At 35.0% G+C, this 19951-nt stretch carries 15 protein-coding genes; 9 read left to right on the top strand and 6 right to left on the bottom strand.

The window, feature by feature from the left end; translation table 11 throughout:
- Positions 1 to 70: 70 nt before the first annotated feature.
- A complete protein-coding gene (mutY, locus tag PVV65_RS06215; protein WP_273789588.1) occupies positions 71 to 1177 on the top strand; it encodes an A/G-specific adenine glycosylase in 1107 nt (368 codons plus the stop codon).
- A 786-nt stretch (positions 1178 to 1963) separates the two neighbouring features.
- Here the strand turns inward: mutY and PVV65_RS06210 are convergent.
- The gene (locus PVV65_RS06210) at positions 1964 to 3052 is read right to left on the bottom strand and encodes a site-specific DNA-methyltransferase (protein WP_404978353.1); all 1089 of its coding nucleotides are present in this window, start codon (positions 3050 to 3052) and stop codon (positions 1964 to 1966) included.
- A 363-nt stretch (positions 3053 to 3415) separates the two neighbouring features.
- Here PVV65_RS06210 and PVV65_RS06205 point away from each other — a divergent pair, with 363 nt between their 5' ends.
- The 7 genes from PVV65_RS06205 to PVV65_RS06175 all read left to right on the top strand — a co-directional run bounded on the left by PVV65_RS06205 (position 3416) and on the right by PVV65_RS06175 (position 14242).
- On the top strand, positions 3416 to 4111 hold the full coding sequence (locus tag PVV65_RS06205) for an HAD family phosphatase (protein WP_273754741.1): 696 nt from the start codon (positions 3416 to 3418) through the stop codon (positions 4109 to 4111).
- 1956 nt (positions 4112 to 6067) lie between these two features.
- Positions 6068 to 6424 carry a hypothetical protein gene (locus PVV65_RS06200; RefSeq protein ID WP_273754742.1) on the top strand — a complete coding sequence of 119 codons (357 nt, stop codon included), beginning with the start codon at positions 6068 to 6070 and terminating at the stop codon, positions 6422 to 6424.
- 177 nt (positions 6425 to 6601) lie between these two features.
- Positions 6602 to 6964, top strand: coding sequence for a hypothetical protein (locus PVV65_RS06195; protein ID WP_273789587.1), 363 nt, complete (start codon positions 6602 to 6604; stop codon positions 6962 to 6964).
- 205 nt (positions 6965 to 7169) lie between these two features.
- Positions 7170 to 7532, top strand: a complete 363-nt coding sequence (locus PVV65_RS06190; protein WP_273754880.1) for a hypothetical protein — start codon at positions 7170 to 7172, stop codon at positions 7530 to 7532.
- Between the two features lie 662 nt (positions 7533 to 8194).
- Positions 8195 to 9592 carry a threonine synthase gene (thrC, locus tag PVV65_RS06185; protein ID WP_273789586.1) on the top strand — a complete coding sequence of 466 codons (1398 nt, stop codon included), beginning with the start codon at positions 8195 to 8197 and terminating at the stop codon, positions 9590 to 9592.
- A gap of 84 nt (positions 9593 to 9676) precedes the next feature.
- Positions 9677 to 10951 carry a pitrilysin family protein gene (locus PVV65_RS06180; protein WP_273754747.1) on the top strand — a complete coding sequence of 425 codons (1275 nt, stop codon included), beginning with the start codon at positions 9677 to 9679 and terminating at the stop codon, positions 10949 to 10951.
- 405 nt (positions 10952 to 11356) lie between these two features.
- On the top strand, positions 11357 to 14242 hold the full coding sequence (locus PVV65_RS06175; protein ID WP_273789585.1) for an EAL domain-containing protein: 2886 nt from the start codon (positions 11357 to 11359) through the stop codon (positions 14240 to 14242).
- Between the two features lie 410 nt (positions 14243 to 14652).
- On the opposite strand, the gene PVV65_RS06170 is transcribed toward PVV65_RS06175, so the two are convergent.
- Positions 14653 to 15237 carry a YqgE/AlgH family protein gene (locus PVV65_RS06170; RefSeq protein ID WP_273754750.1) on the bottom strand — a complete coding sequence of 195 codons (585 nt, stop codon included), beginning with the start codon at positions 15235 to 15237 and terminating at the stop codon, positions 14653 to 14655.
- Positions 15238 to 15308: 71 nt separating this feature from the next.
- Here PVV65_RS06170 and PVV65_RS06165 point away from each other — a divergent pair, with 71 nt between their 5' ends.
- Positions 15309 to 16187 (top strand): protein-disulfide reductase DsbD domain-containing protein, encoded by an 879-nt coding sequence (locus tag PVV65_RS06165; protein WP_273754751.1) that lies wholly within the window; start codon positions 15309 to 15311, stop codon positions 16185 to 16187.
- A gap of 29 nt (positions 16188 to 16216) precedes the next feature.
- Here PVV65_RS06165 and rnhA read toward each other — a convergent pair whose 3' ends face one another.
- From rnhA to cyoE, 4 genes are all read right to left on the bottom strand, one after another.
- Positions 16217 to 16684, bottom strand: coding sequence for a ribonuclease HI (gene rnhA, locus PVV65_RS06160; protein WP_273754753.1), 468 nt, complete (start codon positions 16682 to 16684; stop codon positions 16217 to 16219).
- A 5-nt stretch (positions 16685 to 16689) separates the two neighbouring features.
- Positions 16690 to 17649 (bottom strand): homoserine kinase, encoded by a 960-nt coding sequence (locus tag PVV65_RS06155; RefSeq protein WP_273789584.1) that lies wholly within the window; start codon positions 17647 to 17649, stop codon positions 16690 to 16692.
- A complete protein-coding gene (ispH, locus tag PVV65_RS06150) occupies positions 17649 to 18704 on the bottom strand; it encodes a 4-hydroxy-3-methylbut-2-enyl diphosphate reductase (protein ID WP_273754756.1) in 1056 nt (351 codons plus the stop codon). The genes PVV65_RS06155 and ispH overlap by 1 nt, the downstream gene beginning before the upstream one ends.
- Before the next feature lie 201 nt (positions 18705 to 18905).
- Positions 18906 to 19823 (bottom strand): heme o synthase, encoded by a 918-nt coding sequence (cyoE, locus tag PVV65_RS06145; RefSeq protein WP_273789594.1) that lies wholly within the window; start codon positions 19821 to 19823, stop codon positions 18906 to 18908.
- Positions 19824 to 19951 lie beyond the last annotated feature (128 nt).

Genomic DNA, 19951 nt, shown 5'->3' with positions numbered 1-19951 from the left:
GACATTCTCTCTTCAGCAAAAATCTCGACAATAAAAATACAAGAGCAAAAAAACATAGATGACCCAATAAATGCTTTTTTCTTTTGCATTTTACATCTCCCTATGCTTGAAAACAATCATGTATGAAATTTCCTCGCACCTCCTTTCTTGGTACGATCAAAATCACCGACATCTCCCATGGCGGATTACTCCTGAAGAACAAAAACAAGGTATCCGTCCTGATCCTTATCACGTTTGGCTTTCTGAAATCATGCTTCAACAAACGACCGTTGAAACGGTTAAGCCTTATTTTAAAAAATTTCTGAAACTTTGGCCTGATCTTTCTTCTTTAGCAAAAGCCTCACAAGATGACATCATGAAAGCATGGGCTGGACTTGGTTATTATTCACGCGCACGTAATCTTAAAAAATGTTCAAGACAGCTTGTTGAAAACTACGCAGGACAATTTCCACAATCTGTAAAAGCCTTACGAACTCTTGCGGGGATTGGAGATTATACAGCCGCAGCCATTGCCGCAATTGCTTTTAACCACCCTGTAGCAGTGGTTGATGGTAATGTCGAACGTGTGGTAGCTCGCCTTTTTGCTATCACTTCAATATTACCAAAAGCAAAAGCTGAAATTAAAGAACAAACACAAAAAATTATTGCTTTAAATCGTCCTGGCGACTTTGCTCAAGCAATGATGGATTTGGGAGCAACAATTTGTACTCCACGCAAACCATCTTGTTCTATCTGCCCTCTTCAAAGTTTATGCAAAGCGGAAAAGATACAACAAACAGAAGCTTTTCCAGTCAAAGCTCCGAAAAAAGAACGCCCTTTAAAAACAGGTGTTGCTTTTGTGATCCTTAATAAAAAGAGACAAATTTATTTAGAAAAAAGACAGACACAAAAACTCCTTGGCGGAATGACCCAAATTCCTAATAATATTGGCATAAACAACGAAAACGGACTTCAAAATGCACCCTTTACTGCTAATTGGAAATTCAAAGGACAAATTACCCATGTTTTTACTCACTTTTCTCTAAAACTCGATGTTTACTATACTGATGATCTTCATGAAACGAATTGTGAAAATGGTTGGTGGTGCAATATTCAACACCTTGCCGAAGAAGCGCTCCCTACTGTTATGAAAAAAGCTATCTCCATAGCACTTCCCAATTCGTTCAGATTTAAATGACCGTCCCTATTGATAAAAATGTTTGTTAACGGAGACTTTGATATCCCTAGCGACCATTTCTTCCTCTGTAAAAGAAAATTTAAGAACGTGAAATAACCAATTTTTCTTACACATAAAAATTAAGTAGGAATAAAAAAGCTTAGAAAGCTTATATTTAAATTTCAGGATTCATCTTTTTTCACTTACGCAAAAGCAAGCCGATACCATCACACACTTTATCAACCTCCAATATTGTCTACAGCCCACAACACTTGAGAGGGTTCATAAGAGGTACTTTTAGTTCTTTCTTTAGAAATTTTAGCCCTATATTAGCTCCGCTTATGACGTGCAAAAAAGTGATTTTTATTGACTCAATATAAAACAGCTTTGAAATAAAAAATATGACGATATTTGAGACGCTAATTCAAAAGATTGAATAATGCTAAATTATCGTTATAAGTTAATATATTGCTATACTGCACGCACAGCCATAAATGTACATGCTCCCTCCTTAAAAGAACTTAATTTTTTTGAACTTCTAAATGAATCTTTTGAATTCTGTTATTTGATTTTCATAAAATTATATCGATTGATAATTTGACTATTTTTATCCTTAAATAAAAGTATAGAATGAAGATTCTTTACCTTGATTTTTTCTACAAGAAATATAAAAAACACTCACTTTCCACTTTGCAAGCAAAACGAGCATATAAATAACGCTTTTAAAGGCATAAAATGCCCTTACGTCTCTCTTAATTAAGGGCATCTACATATTGGTGGTCAATCGAATGAAGTGATCTTCTTCGTTTATAAAACACCTGTTTTTAACATTTGTGAGCGTATGATCATTCTTAAATGATCTATGGATTTCAATCGTCCATTTTCCTCATAATACCAAAAGGTCCAACCGTTACAACTCTGCGAATCTTGAGCTTTTCTCCCCATTGCATGAATTGAGCCGGCTTCACCACCATGCATAATCGTACCATCAGCTCTTACAATAGCAGATACTTGCTTCTTGCGATCATAAAGAACTTCCCCAGGATAGAGTAAACCTGCTTCAAGCAAACTATTGAATGCTACACGTGGTTCTGCTTTTTTTCTATCCAAAATTGCTAGTTCTGGTTGTGCTAAAGGTTTAATCGCCGCAATTCTCTCACATGCTGCGTCAATGTAATCTTGCTCGCGTTCAATCCCAACAAAATCACGCCCTAAAAGCTTGGCAACAGCACCTGTTGTTCCCGAACCAAAAAACGGATCAAGAATAACATCACCAGGCTTACTAGAAGCCATAATAATACGTGCTAATAACGCTTGTGGTTTTTGTGTTGGATGTAATTTACGCCCTGAATCATCCTTTAAACGTTCAGCTCCAGTACAGAGAGGAAAAAGCCAATCTGAACGCATTTGTAAATCTTCATTTGCTGCTTTTAAAGCATCATAATTAAATGTGTACTTTTTGTCTTTTTGATCTCGCACAGCCCAAATCAGCGTCTCATGGGCATTTTGAAAGCGGCGCCCTCGGAAATTAGGCATCGGATTATTTTTACGCCAAATAATATCATTAAGCATCCAAAAACCTAAATCTTGTAATGCCGTACCAACTCGAAAAATATTATGGTAAGATCCGATAACCCAAAGCGTTCCGTTGGGTTTTAACACACGACGACACGCAAGCAACCATGCTCGGGTAAAAGCATCATAAGCAGCAAAACTCTCAAACTGGTCCCATGCATCATCAACCGCATCAACAAGCGAATGATCTGGGCGGTATAAAGCACCATCCAATTGCAAATTATAAGGAGGATCCGCAAAAATCATATCAACGGAATGTTTTGGCAATTTTTCTAAAACGGCAACACAATCTCCTTTAAAAATTTTATTGCGCCATGGCATCTGTGAGGAAGTACGAATGAAATCTTTTTGAAGCTGAATAACTGTCATGAAAAACCCAACGAAATGAACTGAATTTGCCCTATAATCAATCAAAATAGTTTATAGGCCCGCATTACCCATCCATATTTACAAAATAGAGTAAACGTATCGTTAAAGTTCTACAAAATTGATATTCGTTTTTATTTTTTTTAAGTCAAAAAACTTTCATAAAAATGAGGCCTTATTTTTTTTAATGTACTATTCTTATAGCTTTTATTTTGTAAAAGAATTAAAAATCGTTTTCAAAGCATATTTTTATAAAATAAGGTCATCTTAATATTGTTTTCATGAAAATTGTCCATCTCGTATGTAAAGGAATATCTTATGCCTCAGATAGATCTTATTATTTTTGATTGTGACGGAGTTCTCGTCGACTCTGAATATCTTGCAGCAAAAATTGGATCTCAATTACTCAAACAAACAGGATATGAAATATCAGCGGAAGAATTGAGTGAGCGTTTTGCAGGACTTATCTTTCGCGATATTCTTAAACACGTTGAACAGGAAACAGAAAAACCAGTTTCTGCTCATCTCATAGATCAGATGACCAATATTTTTCGTACACAAATAAAAACTGAATTACGAGCTATTGATGATGTAAGAGAAACTGTAGAAATGATTCAAACGCGCTATCCCTACTGTATCTGCTCTAATGCAAAAAGCGTAGATATAAAAGAAATGCTCACCACTGTTGATCTCTATGACCTTTTTGAAGGTAAAATATTTTCAGCCCCTGAAGTTGGAACAAAAAAAACGAAACCAGCCCCTGATGTTTTCCTTTTTGCCGCACAACAATTACAGGTAGAGCCTCAAAACACAATCGTTATAGAAGATTCACTTCATGGTGTTCATGCCGCTATAGCAGCAGGCATGCGTGTCATCGGCTTTACGGGAGGTTCCCATAGCTATCTTGGCCACTCTAATGCACTTGCAGAAGCTGGTGCGGAAACGGTTATCGCAAAACATGCTCATTTAGGAGAAGTTTTAGAAGCAATGGCTGTATGGCGCGATTTATTATAAAAAAATTCTTGAAGACATCAGTTTGTAAATTCTTGTAAGAGGATATTTTATCCAAATATCCTCCCCTTCTTGCTTCTCTTCTTTTCTAATAACTTTAATCAATACGTGATTTTCAACATAGGGCGATTACATCTTAATAATGTGAAGAAGAAGAAAAAATATGGGACTTGCCCAGAAACCATAAGTCTAACCATTACATGCTGGAGCCCAAAAGTAAGGATACAAACGCATAGGAATCCACTCTTCTGGGAAAGCAATCCTACCGGTAAACTGCCTATTTTTCTCAAATCCAATATCCTCGTTCCAACATCAGCAGCCCATCCTGATAAATGACTAGATTTGTCAAAGAAAAGAATATTATAACTCCTTGCTCAATAAGATGTGAAAATTGCTATGTCAAAATCATCACCCTCCGCTTATTAAATCATTACCCAACATGGTAAAATTGTATGCTCTGTTCGTATTGACCACAGGCGAATACTTTAAAATTCGCGGAATCTGTAAAACACAAAAGTTTATTGAAAATGACAAAAGCATCCTTTCCAAGTTATAAGGGCTTATATTTTCTCAATCCAAATCTCATAAACTTGTTGAAGGTTTATTGATATTGCTGCGTAAAAAATCTTTTGACAACATCAATTGCCATAACCTCTCTAAAGTTATATAAAGACTAAGAAAATATGTCTTTATAAAGATATGCGGTTTTATAGGAAATATTTTTATCAAGAAAATGATGAGCAATACATTGATTTATAATGATAACCTAACGTTATTCAGATTAAACAAAAATGAATATCGTAAAAATCTTTCATTTCAAATCTGGATATATTAAGTTAATTAAAAAAATAAATAAAAACACCCCTTCATGAAGCACCTCAAGAGCCGAGGGTTATAGGAACATTAGGAACGAGCCTAGCGTACGATCCATACCGTCTTAATCCTTTATAAAAATAAAGATGGCGGTGACTTATGAACTTAGAGTTTTATCATTATACTACTCACACGTATCCTTGTAAAATAAGCTAAACGTTTTTTTAAACAAATATTTCAATATGAAACATATAATAGCCGAGGTTGAATACCGTCAAGAGATACTAGTAGCAGCTTAAAATTTTCTCAAAGCACTTAATAAACTTTTTTAAATAAGTAATGAAATTTGATTTTTTCAAAAATAATCCAACTTTAATAAAAACGCCCTTTCTAAAAAAAGTAGTTTTTCAGTTTGGGCAGAAGAAAATTTTTTAAATATTATCCAATGTTAATTTTTGGGGTACACGCACAAATATATCTCTATCGATGTTCTTCTGAACACTGTCTGCGGTCGTGCTATTCATATTGATGAAAAGATCATAGTATTCATCTTTATTCAATCCGTACTCTACTTCACTATCAAAAACTGTATATTTTTTATTATCTATAAATTAAAATGAAATATAATTAAATATAAACTTTTAAGAAGATATTTATAGTATCTAAATAGTATATATTTTTAATAACAGATATCCATAAAAACAAATATATTTGATAAGATTCTAGCGATGTCCTTTATATTCAGTGTTGAGAGTTTTTTCGTATAAATTATAATTTTCATGTTTTTTATTATATATTCTATAATAAAGATCATTTTTATATATTTAATACGTAAAAAATTAAAATCAATGTTATTATATCTAAGTGTATTAAAAAATATGATATAAAATATATCTTGATAGGATCATCATAATTATAAAAATATATATTAACGTATAAATAAACGATTTAAAAATATTTTTTGTAATTATTACTGTCACTTTTTTACAATAATGTTTATAAAAATTATAACTATATTTTAAATTATGTATTTCAAATATTGACTAAAAATACATAATGAAATATGTGTTTTTATATAAAGTAAGTTTTGCATACATATTGTATATTTACTTACACATATAATTTAAAATTATTTGAGGTAAAGTTATGGTAAAATTATTTAAAAATTATGTCTTAAGTGTTTTTATAGCGAGCACTTTTTTTCTTTCACAAACCATAAATGTTAATGCAAACTATTTAGAAAACACTCCCCCAAAAGAGGAATTGTCTATTCCTCTAATAGCACAAGTAAAGAACGCAAAATCTGATGCGGTTTCTACAACTGCTTTCTATGCTCCATCTGTAAGTTATCAAACACAAAATGGAACAGTCGGTGAAGGAAAAGTTGAAAAAGTCCTTGAACCCATGACTGTAGGAATGGGACTATTATTTGCTGGATATGCTATGAGTTTTATAGGTTCGATTATAAGTTGGATAAAAGATATCGTATTGATGTTCAAATAATTCAACACATTGTATAACGCTAGAATAATTGCTTCATTATGTATTATTATTTTATTATAATTCATTACATAATGAAGCTCCTCTTACTAAAATATAAATGACGTAGATTAAATCCAAATATCCAAAATATAAATTTACGCATATATATTGAATAGTATAAAGTATTTGAGGTAAATTATGATTAAATTGTTTAAAAGTCATATATTAATTATGTTCATGATGTTTGCCTTTTCTCTTTCACAGGTTGTAAGCGTAAATGCAAAGTATTTGCAAAAGAGTACTCATCGTGAGAATAGTTTTGTTTCAGCAATAGAACAGAAAAGAAAAGATGTCATCCATTCTGTTTCTCTCTATACACAAAATCTAAATCATGGTGTGGGGGATGAAACGACCATTGAGGGAAAATTTGAAAAGGTCTTTGAGCCTCTTACACTGGGGACTTTTGGTATTGGGGTGGCAATTGGATATGCTGCAAGTACAGCAGGCATGTTTTTAGGATGGATAATAAGCAAAATAATATCGTATTTTAAATCTCGTTAAAATTGAAATTTCAGAAGAATAAAATCTTCTCGTATGAAACATAAACTATAGATGCATTCTGTTTTTATTCATTGTTGATGATAAAGAAACAAAGAATTATCCCATTAAGTATGAAAAGTAAATACTTATATTTCTCTTAATGTACACTTATTCTATCAATGCATCTATTCAATTTTGATTAAAATAAAAGTATTGGTGATAAATGATGCTTCAAGTATTGAAAACTTATGTATTAAATATTTTAATAGTGATTGCTTTTTTATTTTCACAAGTTATAAATGTTCATGCCAATTATTTGAAAAATGATGCTCAATGGGAAACTATTTCTCTCATGGAACAAGGAAAGAAAAAAGCTATCAGTCTCGCTACTTTTTATGTTCCAAATTTTACTCATGGCGCAAAAAGTGAATCCGCCATTGAAGGAAAATTTGAGAAAGTGTTTGAACCCATTACTATAGGTATTTTTTCTACAGTAGGTTCTTTGGGTTTTGGATTCTTTACAGGGTCTATCATGGCTATATTTAGCGGAATAATCGGATGGGCAATCGGAAAAATTAAAGGCAAATAATTCAAAGATATTCAATTATTTTCTCTCTTTAAAATAGGAACATTTTACAGCCTGCTTTCCATTATTTGGCAGGCTGTTTTTATGCTTTCTATGGATAAGTTTTAGGTTATCATACTGTATGACACAAATATAATACTTATTTATAATACCTATTCGTACATAAGCTGATAAATTAAGCTAAACGAAGATTATTCAAAATATAGATTTTCGCACGAAATGCCATAAAATTACCTTATAGGTTTTCCAGTGTTAATTCTAAGGTTTATCATTTCAAGATTCATTTTAGCGAATTTAATTGTTACAAAATAGAAGAGCATAAAATAGCTCTGGATAATTGAGCTTTATAAAAAGGTTCTTCAATAAATACCATTCTATCTATTTGATTTTATTATTCAGGAAGATACGATAAGTGAAGATACGCTTGTAAATTTAACTGAATAAATAATAGAGAGAAAATTTCTAACTGTAACAGGTTTTTTTGTGAACATTTGAGCTTTATATCTCAAAAATAAAAATGTTTAAAATCATTTCTTTCATTTTTCTTTTATTATTGAGTTAAAAGGAAAAAAATAAGCTTCTATCCATTTAATAATTTAAATATTATGAAAAACATGAAATAAATAACTCTATCAATTTGCCAGAAATAAAAAAGGATAAAACTTATGAAATATATCAGCACGAGAGGGCAATCTCCTGCTTTAAGCTTTACGGAAACGATCATGACAGGACTGGCAAGTGATGGTGGACTTTATCTTCCTGATAAATTTCCGCAAATATCATTTGATGCGTTACGCGCACTTCGTGGACAGTCTTATACAACGATTGCTAAAACAGTTCTGTGGCCCTTTGTAAATAATGAGATCGAGTATACAGCTTTTGAGAATATGATTACTGAATCTTATGCAACCTTCCATCATCCAGCAATCTGTCCGTTACAACAAACTGGAACAGATGAGTTTATTCTTGAACTCTTTCATGGGCCTACTTTAGCTTTTAAAGATGTGGCAATGCAGTTTCTTTCTCGACTGATGGATTATATTTTGACTAAAAAAAATAGATGTGCAACAATTATTGCTGCAACATCAGGTGATACAGGGGGAGCTGCGATACAAGCTTTTGCGGAAAAGGAACACTCAGATATTTTTATTTTATTTCCTAAAGGGCGTGTGTCACCTGTTCAACAACGACAAATGACAACCAATCAAAGTACAAATGTTCATGCCATTGCCATTGAAGGAAGTTTTGATGATTGCCAAGCTATTGTCAAAGCAATGTTTAATGATCATCATTTTCGTAAAAAAAGAGCCCTTTCAGGTGTTAATTCTATAAATTGGGCGCGTATCATGGCGCAAATTGTTTACTATTTTTCATCTGCACTTTCTTTAGGTGCTCCTGATAGAGCTGTTTCATTTACTGTTCCTACTGGAAACTTCGGTGATATTTTTGCAGGTTATGTCGCTGCGCGTATGGGTTTACCCATTGCTCAACTGGTTATTGCAACAAATGAGAATGATATCCTTACACGTACATTGATCAGCGGTACTTACGAAACACAACCAATCGTCTATACCACTTCACCTTCTATGGATATTCAAGTCTCTTCTAATTTTGAACGTTTACTCTTTGAAAGCAGTAATCGTGACCCAATGGGAATTTGCAATGCAATGGAAAACTTGAAAAAAATGGGATCTTTCACCCTTGATGAAAAGCAACTCAAAAATATTCGTTCTCTCTTTTCCGCTGGAAAAAGTAACATGACTGAAACAGCACAAACAATTGATCGTGTCTATAAAGAAAGTGGCTATCTTATCGATCCACATACAGCCATTGCCCTCAAAGTAGCGCGCGAAAATAAAAAACCGCATATTCCAATGATTGTTCTTGGCACGGCTCATCCTGCTAAATTTCCTGATACGATTAAAAATGCTTGCGGACTTCATGCCTCATGGCCATCTCATCTTAGTGATGTCATGGAAGCTGAAGAACACTTCATAAGTCTTGCTAATGATGAAAAAATAGTAAAAGATTATATTTCTTTAAAATCGCGTGCATCTTATTAAAGTTAGCTGCATTAATTTAAATCAAGAATATTCTAATATCCTTAATAATTAGATCTTTAGCTTGTTTAATGGAGTCGTAAATACATGGATGTAGAAGTTTGTCGCCTTAGTAATGGTTTGACGATCGCCACACATACAATGCAACAGATTGATAGTGTCGCACTCGGAATATGGGTTAAAGTGGGCTCACGCAATGAAACCTTCACACAGCATGGTATTGCCCATCTGCTTGAACATATGGCTTTTAAAGGAACTGAAAACCGTACCGCTTTTCAAATTGCAACTGATATTGAAGATGTTGGCGGTGAAATCAATGCCATAACCAGTATTGAAACGACAGCTTACTTTGCACGTGTCCTTAAAAACGATATCCCACTCGCTATCGACATTTTAGCCGATATTTTGATGCATTCAAAATTTGACGAAGACGAACTAGAACGAGAAAAACAAGTTATTTTTCAGGAAATTGGTGCCGCCCATGACACACCTGATGATATTGTTTTTGATCACTTTACAGAAACAGCCTTTCGTCATCAATCCCTTGGTCGTTCTATTTTAGGAACAGCTAAAACTATTCAATCATTCACATCTGCTGATCTTCATGATTTCATCAATCAACAATATAGTGCAGATCGTATGATTGTCGTTGCGGCAGGCGCTGTAAAACATGAAAGCTTTTTAAAAGAAGTTGAAAGTCGTCTTGGCACTTTTCGCCCCCATTCAACCGCCTCGCTTCCTAATCTTGCAAATTATGTTGGTGGCGACTTTCGTGAATATCGGGATTTAATGGACACGCAAGTTGTCCTAGGATTTGAAGGACGTGCTTATCACGCACGTGATTTTTATGCAACCCAAATTCTTTCAATCATTCTTGGTGGAGGAATGTCCTCACGTCTTTTTCAAGAAGTAAGAGAAAAACGTGGATTATGTTATTCTATTTATGCTTTTCATTGGGGATTTTCAGATATTGGACTTTTTGGTGTTCATGCAGCGACTGGACAAGAAGGGCTCAAAAAACTTCTACCTGTGATTCTTGATGAACTTTCCAAAGCAAGCAAAAACATTCACACTAATGAACTCCAACGAGCACAAACGCAATATCGTGCTAATCTAACAATGTCACAGGAAAATCCTTCTAGTCAAGCACATCTCATTGCTCGCCAAATACTTCTTTACGGTCGTCCCATTTCAATATCGGAAACAATTGAACGCCTCAATCTCATCACACCTACAAGATTAACTGATTTAGCGCATCGCCTTTTTACAAATTCCACGCCAACACTTACTGCTGTCGGACCTGTAGGCCCTCTTATGAATTTTGATGACTTAACATCAGCTCTTTCATATAAGCTAAAGTAAAAAACTGTTTTTTTTTAAGAACCATCACAATGAGTATGAATATATTCTATCATAAAAATTACCACTAAAACTCTTTTCATTAAATAAGTTTTGGAAATATTGGGCAAAGAGGCGTACAAAACTATCCAATTCCTCCTTCATGTGATAGAGATTCTAGTAAGTAAAGTTTATATCCATGAAATTTAGAAAATCATGGTATAATTTTATACTTCTAAAATATGAAATCTCATTCACTTCAAATTTCATGGAAGCAAATGGGTATGTGGTCTATTTGTATATAAAATCATATAACTTTAAGAGGAAGTGATCACAATTTATTCTATAAATAAATGATAAAAGGTGGACGTTTTTTCTCAAAAATCTAAATGAAAATTAAACATCCTAAAATATTGAGAGTGGGACATTGTGAAGAGTTTGCGTAAAATAATTGACATCATTTTCATTATCGTCGTTAGTTCTTTTGTCCATCTTACATCAGCACACGCTATTGAACCTGTTAAGATTTCTTCTCAAGATGCTGCTCTTGATCTCTCAAAAGCAATTGAGATTCATCATACAAACAATTCTATTTTTCAAACAAGCACAGCACCAGGACCAGATGGTATTGTATGGCGTATTGAAGTGCAGGCAAAAAGCGAAAAATTTTCCGGAAACTGGGCAGTTTTTTCTCTTGCAAATCCAACAGATGAACAAGTCGATCGTCTCATCGTTGCACCTCATTACCGCATGGCTCGCTCCGGATTTTTTTGGCCAGATCTTGGATCAGAACGGATTCAATCTATAACACCAAGTGAAGGTTTTTCTCTCGATCGTCAGCCGAGTATGAACTCTGATATCTTTCATATTACTCTCAATCCGGGTGCTGTTATTACATTTGTAGCCGAACTTAACTCTGAAAATCTACCACAAATCTATTTATGGCAACCTGAAGCTTATAAGGACGCCATTAATTCTTATACACTTTATCACGGTATTCTTCTTGGGATATCAGGTCTCTTAGCGCTTTTGTTAACCGTTCTCTTCGTTGTCCGTGGAACAGGGCTGTTTCCTGCAACAGCTGCTGTCGCTTGGGCTGTGCTTTTTTACATTGGTATTGACTTCAACTTTTTAAATAAATTCTTTGCAGTTACACTCACAACACAACCAATCTGGCGTGCAGGTACAGAAGTAGCACTAGCTGCGACACTCTTCATTTTTCTTTTTACCTATCTCAATCTTAATCGCTGGCATTATCATTTTAGTTATGGTGCTATCGCCTGGATTATTGCCTTTTGCAGTTTAGGAGCCTTTGCTATTTATGATCCAGTCAGAGCAGCAGGAATTGCCCGTCTATCATTTGGCCTTACCACTGTACTGGGTATACTGTTAATCATCTATTTTTCAATCCGAAGTTATGACCGCGCCATTATGCTTATCCCAACATGGTTGCTTATTAGCTTTTGGTGTGTGGGAGCCTATGCCTGCATAGCAGGACATTTAAACAATGATATTATCCAACCAGCATTAGCAGGAGGATTAGTGCTCATTGTTCTTCTCATTAGCTTTACTGTTCTACAACAAACTTTTTCTAATGACGCTTTCCATGAAGGAATATTTTCCGACCTTGAACAGCAAGTTCTCGCAGCAAAAGGAGCTGGAAATATTATTTGGGATTGGAATATTGAGCGTGATCGTATTGTTGTTCATCCAAATATGAAAACCCTTTTTGGTACTGAAATTCAAAACCTTAATGGAACTATGCGCAACTGGATTTCAGCATTGCATTATGATGACCGTGAACGCTTTCAAGCCGTATTGGATATCATTCTTAAAAATAAAAAAGGGCGAATTGATCAAATTTTTCGGCTCTCTTCTGGTGGTGGTTATTATCATTGGTTTTCTCTTCGCGCACGGCCAGCAATGCAAAAAGACGGGAAAATCACACGTGTCATTGGAACCATTGTCAATATTACAAACCATAAAAAATCTGAAGAACGCTTATTGCATGATGCGATCCACGACAGCTTAACTGGTCTTCCTAACCAACAAATTTTCTTTGATAGGCTACAAAATTATACCTCTTTAGCGAAAGCAAATATTAAAATTAGACCGACCGTCTTTATGATTGATTTTGATAATTTTCGCCAAATTAATCGTAAATTAGGCATAGCCGTTGGGGATACTGTACTTCTTATAATCGCCCGTCGTTTAAATCGTCTTATTAACTTTCAAGATACCTTATCGCGCCTTTCAGCAGACCGTTTTGCAATTATTTTACTCAGTGAGACTGAACCACAAAAAATTGCAACGTTTGCGGATAATTTGCACAAAACAATTTCAGCACCTATTTCACTTTCAGAAAACAAAATAATTCTTTCAACGTCTATCGGATTGGTTACATGGAGTGAAAGCCGATCAACGGCTAAAGATATTTTTAATGATAGTGAATTAGCAATGATTCGTGCAAAACAAATGGGGGGAAATCATATTGAACCTTTTCGTCCTAATTTTCGCACTTTGGGTCTCGTGCAGAATATCCTGGAAAAAGATATTCATTATGCCATAAAGCGTCATGAGATGAAAATTCTCTACCATCCTATTCTTAATTTATCAGACGGACATATTATTGGTTTTGAAACAATTGTGGAATGGCATCATCCAACTTATGGAAAATTAAATGTCTCTGATTTCATAAAGATCGTAGAAAACGAACAAATCGTTATGGATTTGTCACAATTTATCATTGATAATGCTATTATCGATCTTATAAATGTAGAAGAAAAATTTTCTCAACAATCTTTCTTTATTTCAATTAATTTACCAAGCGCAGAGATGATTCATCCTCGCTTTATCAGTCAATTGCGTGCCGCTCTGCTTCGCCATCCGCTCCACAAAGGGCGTTTGATGATTGAAATATCTGAATTTGTCTTAAGAAACAATCCTGAACAATCAGCGCACTTTCTCGAACAAATTAAAACACTTGGAATGAACCTCGCACTCGATAATTTTGGAACAGGTTATTCATCACTGACCTATCTTGTGCGTTATCCATTTGATATGGTTAAACTTGATCGTTCACTTATTTCAATCGACTCTCTCAAGAAGAAGCTCGTTCTCAAATCTATCATTAATATGGCGATAGATCTTAACTTACAAATTATCGCAGAAGGTGTTGAAAATGAAAAAGAAGCAATCTTCCTCCGTCAAGAAGGCTGTAAATATGTTCAAAGCACACTTGTGACGAAACCAATTGCTATAGAAGAATTAATTACTCTCGTTCAAAGCCATTTCCCTTATAAGCCAACATATTGATTTATAATAATAAGTTAGCCTTATTCAACTTGAATTAAAACTCTGAATACCATAAAATTCTCTTATTTCAAAATTGCTCTCATGTTGAATCAATCAAAACTACTCGCTTGACTTATCACAAGTAAGGAGAGCCTAGGTGAAGAAATAACTCTTTAAAAAAGGGAGAAAATGCCTTTTTATGAAAAGTCTTAACTGCCAAGCGCTGTTGCAACATTAAGGACTACAAATATAACGATAGTACCCAGCTTATTGCCTTACAAGCTTAAAGATGGGAGTCTTAGTGGATTTACTGTAAAACCACTCATAAATGCCATCGCGAAATGAGTTTGGGCGTACTGAGGAATATTTCCTTAAAATAAAAACATAAGGGATAGAATAACGTGTAAAGTTAAAAAGCTCAGAAAAAAACTCTACGCGTGTCCCATTTCAGAAGCAAGATAGATTGGATCAATCCCCATGCGTGTTAAACTTTTATCATACTTGCAACTTAAATCACTTTCAAAAAGAAAACTAGGTGATGTCGAACTGATTAACCAACCGTTTGTAGAAATTTCTGCCTCAAGTTGCCCCGCTTTCCATCCAGCATAACCTAATGCTACCAGTGCATGTTGTGGACCTTGTTCACAACTGATCGCTTTTAGTATATCAATTGTCGCCGTAAAACAGACCTTATCTGCAATAAAAACAGTTTCTTCACAAGCATAATCATCTGAATGAAGGACAAAACCACGCGAAGGATCAACAGGACCACCATAGCGAACTGGAAATTGTTTTATTGGTTCAGAAAGCTGTTTTTTTTGCCCACTGTCTATCACACCAAGGTGAAGCAAAAGCTCTGGAAAATCAATATGATGTAATTGATTGAGTATAATGCCCATCGCCCCAGAATCAGAATGCGCACAGATATAAACAACAGAACGAATAAAGCGTTTGTCATTCATCCCAGGCATTGCTATGAGTAATTGTCCACCCAAAAAGCCATTACACTGCTTCATTAATCTGTTATTCTCCATAATTTACATGATAAAAGTTCGTCCATTTAGTACACTAGGAAAATAAAACTCCAATGAAAAAAAGTCACATATTTACAAATTTAAAAAATATCGCAACTTTCTTTTATAAAAAGCTTTTCGTTACTTTAAGTTTAACATTCATAGTTTTAGAATTACTTAACATTTCTGTAAATGCTCAAACAGAAGAAAAACTCAAGCTTTTCTCAACCTCTTGGTATGAAACAGAGGGGGGGCGTATTCGATTAGCAATCACTGAACCTTCTCTTTCTGAAGTGAGAGAAGGCTTTATTGAAATTGTGCTCAAACCAGGATGGAAAACGTACTGGCGTAATCCAGGTAATTCAGGAATGGCACCTTTTTTTAATTTCAACCAACAAGTTTCTTATGAAATTTTTTACCCTACTCCACAGCTTTTTGAAACAGAAAATGATTGGTCATTAGGCTATAAAGATAAAGTGGTATTATCCTTTAATCTATCTTCTTCAAGCAAAAATTTAAGCGGTACTTTCACTCTTGGATTATGCCATAAAATCTGTCTTCCTTTGACTGTTAACTTTGATTTTTTGTCATCTGCTCTTAAAAACAAACCTCTGCCCATCTCCTTGTTAAAAAAAGCTCAAGATTCTTTGCCGCACATGACGCAAAATGCCCTAAAAATAAGTGCCGAAAAAAACAATAATACCCTTCTGATAAAAATACAAAATAACAATAAAACCATGCCTCGCTCTTTCTTTTTAGATGGAGGAGAAATGCAAATTGGAGTAGCAAAAAAAATCAGTGAGAATGCAAAATATACACTCTTTAGCGCTCCACTCTATTTCGTACCAGAAAAAAACAACCATAAAATTTTTTATACAATTTCTTTTAAAGATCACGCCTTAAGTGGAACATTTATATTCCATACGCAATCAAAGCCTCTTGCTATCCCATGATAAAAGAGGAAAGTTTCTTAAACAACTAATTATTCTGGAAAACGCCCATTTTCGCGATATTGCGCAATTGCTTTGCGAGCAAGAGCATCAGCACGTTCATTCTCTGGATGTCCCGCATGACCTTTTACCCAGTGCCATCTGACTGTATGACAAGAACAAGCACCCTCAAGAGCTTGCCATAGCTCCATATTTTTTACAGGACTTTTTGATGCGGTACGCCAATTATTCGTTTTCCAATCTTCAATCCATTTAGATATACCGTTACGCACATAAACTGAGTCTGTATAAAGATCGACCAAACAGGGCTCTTTAAGCGCCTTTAATGCACAAATTGCGGCCATGAGTTCCATTTGATTGTTTGTTGTATGAGCCTTACCGCCATAAAGCTCACGTTCATGACCATTCCAACGTAAAATTGCTCCCCAGCCTCCAACTCCAGGGTTTCCTGAGCAAGCACCATCTGTATAAATTTCAACGATTTTTTGTTGACGAGCCATGAAATTTAAAAGCCTAATTTACTTAGCGAATTTACGTTACTGAAAAAACACAGTTTGTGCCAATACTCCCATGGGTCTTTCTTAATAACCAAGCTACCAAGCGGTGTATTAAACCAATCATAAAGACGTGTGAGTAAAAAACGTAAAGACGCACCGCGAGTCAATAAAATAATCTTGTCCAATTCTAAAGGGATCAAGGGTCTTATTTTTTGATAATTTTCCACTAATTTACGTGCTTTTTTAAGATTATAGGAATGATCAGGTTCAAAGCACCAAGCATTTAAACAAATCGCTAAATCATAAGAAAGAAAGTCATTACAAGCAAAATAGAAGTCTATTATACCAGAAAGACGATGATTCACAAAAAAGACGTTATCATTAAATAAATCTGCATGAATAATGCCTGTTGGTAAATTGAATGGCCAATTTTCTTGTAAAAAAGCCAATTCCGACTCAATTTTTTGTCCAAACTCTTTTAACAATGCATCTTCTGTGATTTGACAACGTTGCCATAAGTCCTGCCAGTCCATAATAGAAAGCGTATTTTTACGACTGAGTGTAAAATCCTGCCCTGCTAAATGCAATTGCGCTAACCCCATACCTACTTCGCCACAATGACCTATATCAGGCTGTCGGACCCACTTTCCTTCCAGAAAAGTAATAATAGCAGCAGGACGTCCTGCTAGTTCACCGATCATCGTTCCATCATTTTGAATAACGGGTTGCGGACAAGAAATTCCACGTTGCCCCAAATGCTGCATCAAGCGACAAAAAAAAGGTAAATCATCTTTTGAAATACGCTTTTCATAAAGTGTTAAAATAAACTGCCCTTGTGTTGTCTCCAGCATAAAATTAGAATTTTCAATCCCTTCCTCTATCCCTTGATAAGACAAAAGTGATCCTATTGCGTAACGTGTTAAAAATGTTTTTAAATCACTTGGATGAATTTCTGTATAAACGGCCATTATTCTGCTTTCGTTGTAGACAGGTCTGTATTTTTATTTTCATTTTTTTCATTATTTGTTTGACCATTCACAAATGCCATATCTTGAGGTGTTAAAATGACGTCACGTAATTCACGACTCACTAAAAATCTTTCCGTTTCGACCACTGTTTCAGCTAATTCTATGGTCACATCATAACGCGCACGAAACGCTGAAATAATTTCATCAATAATAATTTCAGGTGCCGAAGCCCCTGCTGAAAGACTAACAACAGAAAGAGCTTTTAGGTTTTCAAAATTAATTTCATCAGCACGCTGAACTAAAATGGCTTGCCGTGCACCAGACTTTTTGGCAACCTCTACCAAACGTCGTGAATTAGAAGAATTTGGCGCTCCAACAATCAAAAACAAATCACTCCCCTTTGCTGCTGCCTTAACCGCATCTTGTCGATTCGTTGTAGCATAGCAAATTGACTCAGCCGCTGGGGCTACTAATGTAGGAAAACGTTGTTGTAATACATTGAGAATTCCTGCTGTATCTTCAACAGAAAGCGTTGTTTGTGTAACAAATCCTAATTTATCTGGATCACTTGGTTGATAATATAAAGCATCTTCTATCGTTTCAATAAGCGTTACAGCCCCCTCTTCAAGCTGTCCCATTGTCCCTATAACCTCAGGATGACCAGCATGACCAATCAATATTACATGACGACCATGACGTTGATGCCGTATTGCTTGTTTATGAACTTTCGAAACTAATGGACACGTTGCATCGAGATAAAACAAATTATAACGTCGTGCCTCTTCTGAGACAGATTTTGGTACACCATGGGCAGAAAAAACAACCGGTTGACCACGATGTTCCTCTGGAATCTCATCAAGCTCTTCAACAAAAACAGCTCCCCTTTGCTGTAATCCCTCAACCACATAGCGGTTGTGTACAATTTCATGACGAACATATACGGGAGCACTATACTTTTTTAATGCAAGGAGAACTATCTGGATAGCACGATCAACCCCTGCACAAAATCCACGTGGACCACAAAGACGTATCGTTAAAGGGGGAAGTCCAGACATAAATCATCCTTCATCAGCTTTAGTCTCATATTTAAACAAGCTATCATTGTATATGAATAAGCAATATTTAAAAAAACGTGCAATATCATCTTTTGCATAAGAACGCACTCTATAGTGAGTGTGTTCTTACAACATTTTCTTGTAGAAAAGCTTTTTTAAAATTTACTTTTTCACTTTATTTTCCTAAAGGTCAATAAAATGCTAAATAAGAGATTCAATTAAAAGAGCTCCAAAGATCGCAGCCAAATAAAGTAACGAAAAGAAAAACGTCTTTTTGGCCATCAAAATAGTTTCGTCATGGGTATCAGCTTTCCACAAACGATAGGCATAATAAATAAAAATAATGCCTAAAATTGTCGAGAAGATACCATAAAAAACTCCGCCAAGACCGGTAAAATAGGGGAAAGCGGCACATAGTACCATCAAAATAGTATAAAATAAGATCTGTTTTTTTGTTGAGTATTCACCTCGTACATTAGGCATCATCGGAATACCTGCAGCCTCATAATCAAGAGATGAAAAGAGAGAAAGAGCCCAAAAGTGAGGGGGAGTCCACATAAAAATAATTAAAAATAATAAAAAACTATCAAAACTTACTGTCCCTGTTGTTACAGCCCATCCAATCATTGGTGGAAAAGCTCCAGAAGCACCACCAATAACAATATTTTGTGGTGTGATACGCTTTAACCAGATTGTATAGATAACGACATAAAAGAAAATTGTAAACGCAAGAAAAAATGCCGCAAACCAATTAATGAAGCTTCCCATAACCAAAACTGAAAGCAGAGACAAAATCATGCCAAAAATAAATGCCTTTTGGGAGCTGATTTTACCCATAGGGATAGGGCGCTTTTTGGTCCGTTCCATCACGGCATCAATGTCAGCATCATACCACATATTCAGTGCTCCCGCACCGCCGCCGCCAGCAGCAATACATAAAATTGCTAAAAAACCATACCACGGATTAATGGGAAGGGGAGACACCATTAAACCAACCAGCGCCGTAAAGACCACAAGTGACATAACGCGGGGCTTTAATAATGTGATATAATCACCGATACTGGACTTTGGTGGCATTGATTTACCATTCGCAACCGATAACTCTCCTGAAACAAACATTCCACTCAAAACCCTTTTCTATTTTCATCATTCACAAACAAATATTATTTGGCAAATACTATCTTACTATCTAGCGTATGAGAATGATCCCTTAAGACCAATCGTATTTTTGAGAAAAGAAAATATAG

It is taken from the genome of Bartonella sp. ML70XJBT (assembly GCF_028618425.1).
In the GTDB taxonomy this organism is placed as follows: Bacteria; Pseudomonadota; Alphaproteobacteria; order Rhizobiales; family Rhizobiaceae; genus Bartonella.
This window is presented reverse-complemented; position numbering and strand designations above follow the sequence as displayed.

Coding starts and splice junctions, on each gene's coding strand:
- mutY (WP_273789588.1), top strand. CDS start 71: ATGCTTTTTTCTTTTGCATTTTACATCTCCCTATGCTTGAAAACAATC.
- PVV65_RS06210 (WP_404978353.1), bottom strand. CDS start 3,052: ATGCCATGGCGCAATAAAATTTTTAAAGGAGATTGTGTTGCCGTTTTA.
- PVV65_RS06205 (WP_273754741.1), top strand. CDS start 3,416: ATGCCTCAGATAGATCTTATTATTTTTGATTGTGACGGAGTTCTCGTC.
- PVV65_RS06200 (WP_273754742.1), top strand. CDS start 6,068: ATGGTAAAATTATTTAAAAATTATGTCTTAAGTGTTTTTATAGCGAGC.
- PVV65_RS06195 (WP_273789587.1), top strand. CDS start 6,602: ATGATTAAATTGTTTAAAAGTCATATATTAATTATGTTCATGATGTTT.
- PVV65_RS06190 (WP_273754880.1), top strand. CDS start 7,170: ATGCTTCAAGTATTGAAAACTTATGTATTAAATATTTTAATAGTGATT.
- thrC (WP_273789586.1), top strand. CDS start 8,195: ATGAAATATATCAGCACGAGAGGGCAATCTCCTGCTTTAAGCTTTACG.
- PVV65_RS06180 (WP_273754747.1), top strand. CDS start 9,677: ATGGATGTAGAAGTTTGTCGCCTTAGTAATGGTTTGACGATCGCCACA.
- PVV65_RS06170 (WP_273754750.1), bottom strand. CDS start 15,237: ATGAAGCAGTGTAATGGCTTTTTGGGTGGACAATTACTCATAGCAATG.
- PVV65_RS06165 (WP_273754751.1), top strand. CDS start 15,309: ATGAAAAAAAGTCACATATTTACAAATTTAAAAAATATCGCAACTTTC.
- rnhA (WP_273754753.1), bottom strand. CDS start 16,684: ATGGCTCGTCAACAAAAAATCGTTGAAATTTATACAGATGGTGCTTGC.
- PVV65_RS06155 (WP_273789584.1), bottom strand. CDS start 17,649: ATGGCCGTTTATACAGAAATTCATCCAAGTGATTTAAAAACATTTTTA.
- ispH (WP_273754756.1), bottom strand. CDS start 18,704: ATGTCTGGACTTCCCCCTTTAACGATACGTCTTTGTGGTCCACGTGGA.
- cyoE (WP_273789594.1), bottom strand. CDS start 19,823: ATGTTTGTTTCAGGAGAGTTATCGGTTGCGAATGGTAAATCAATGCCA.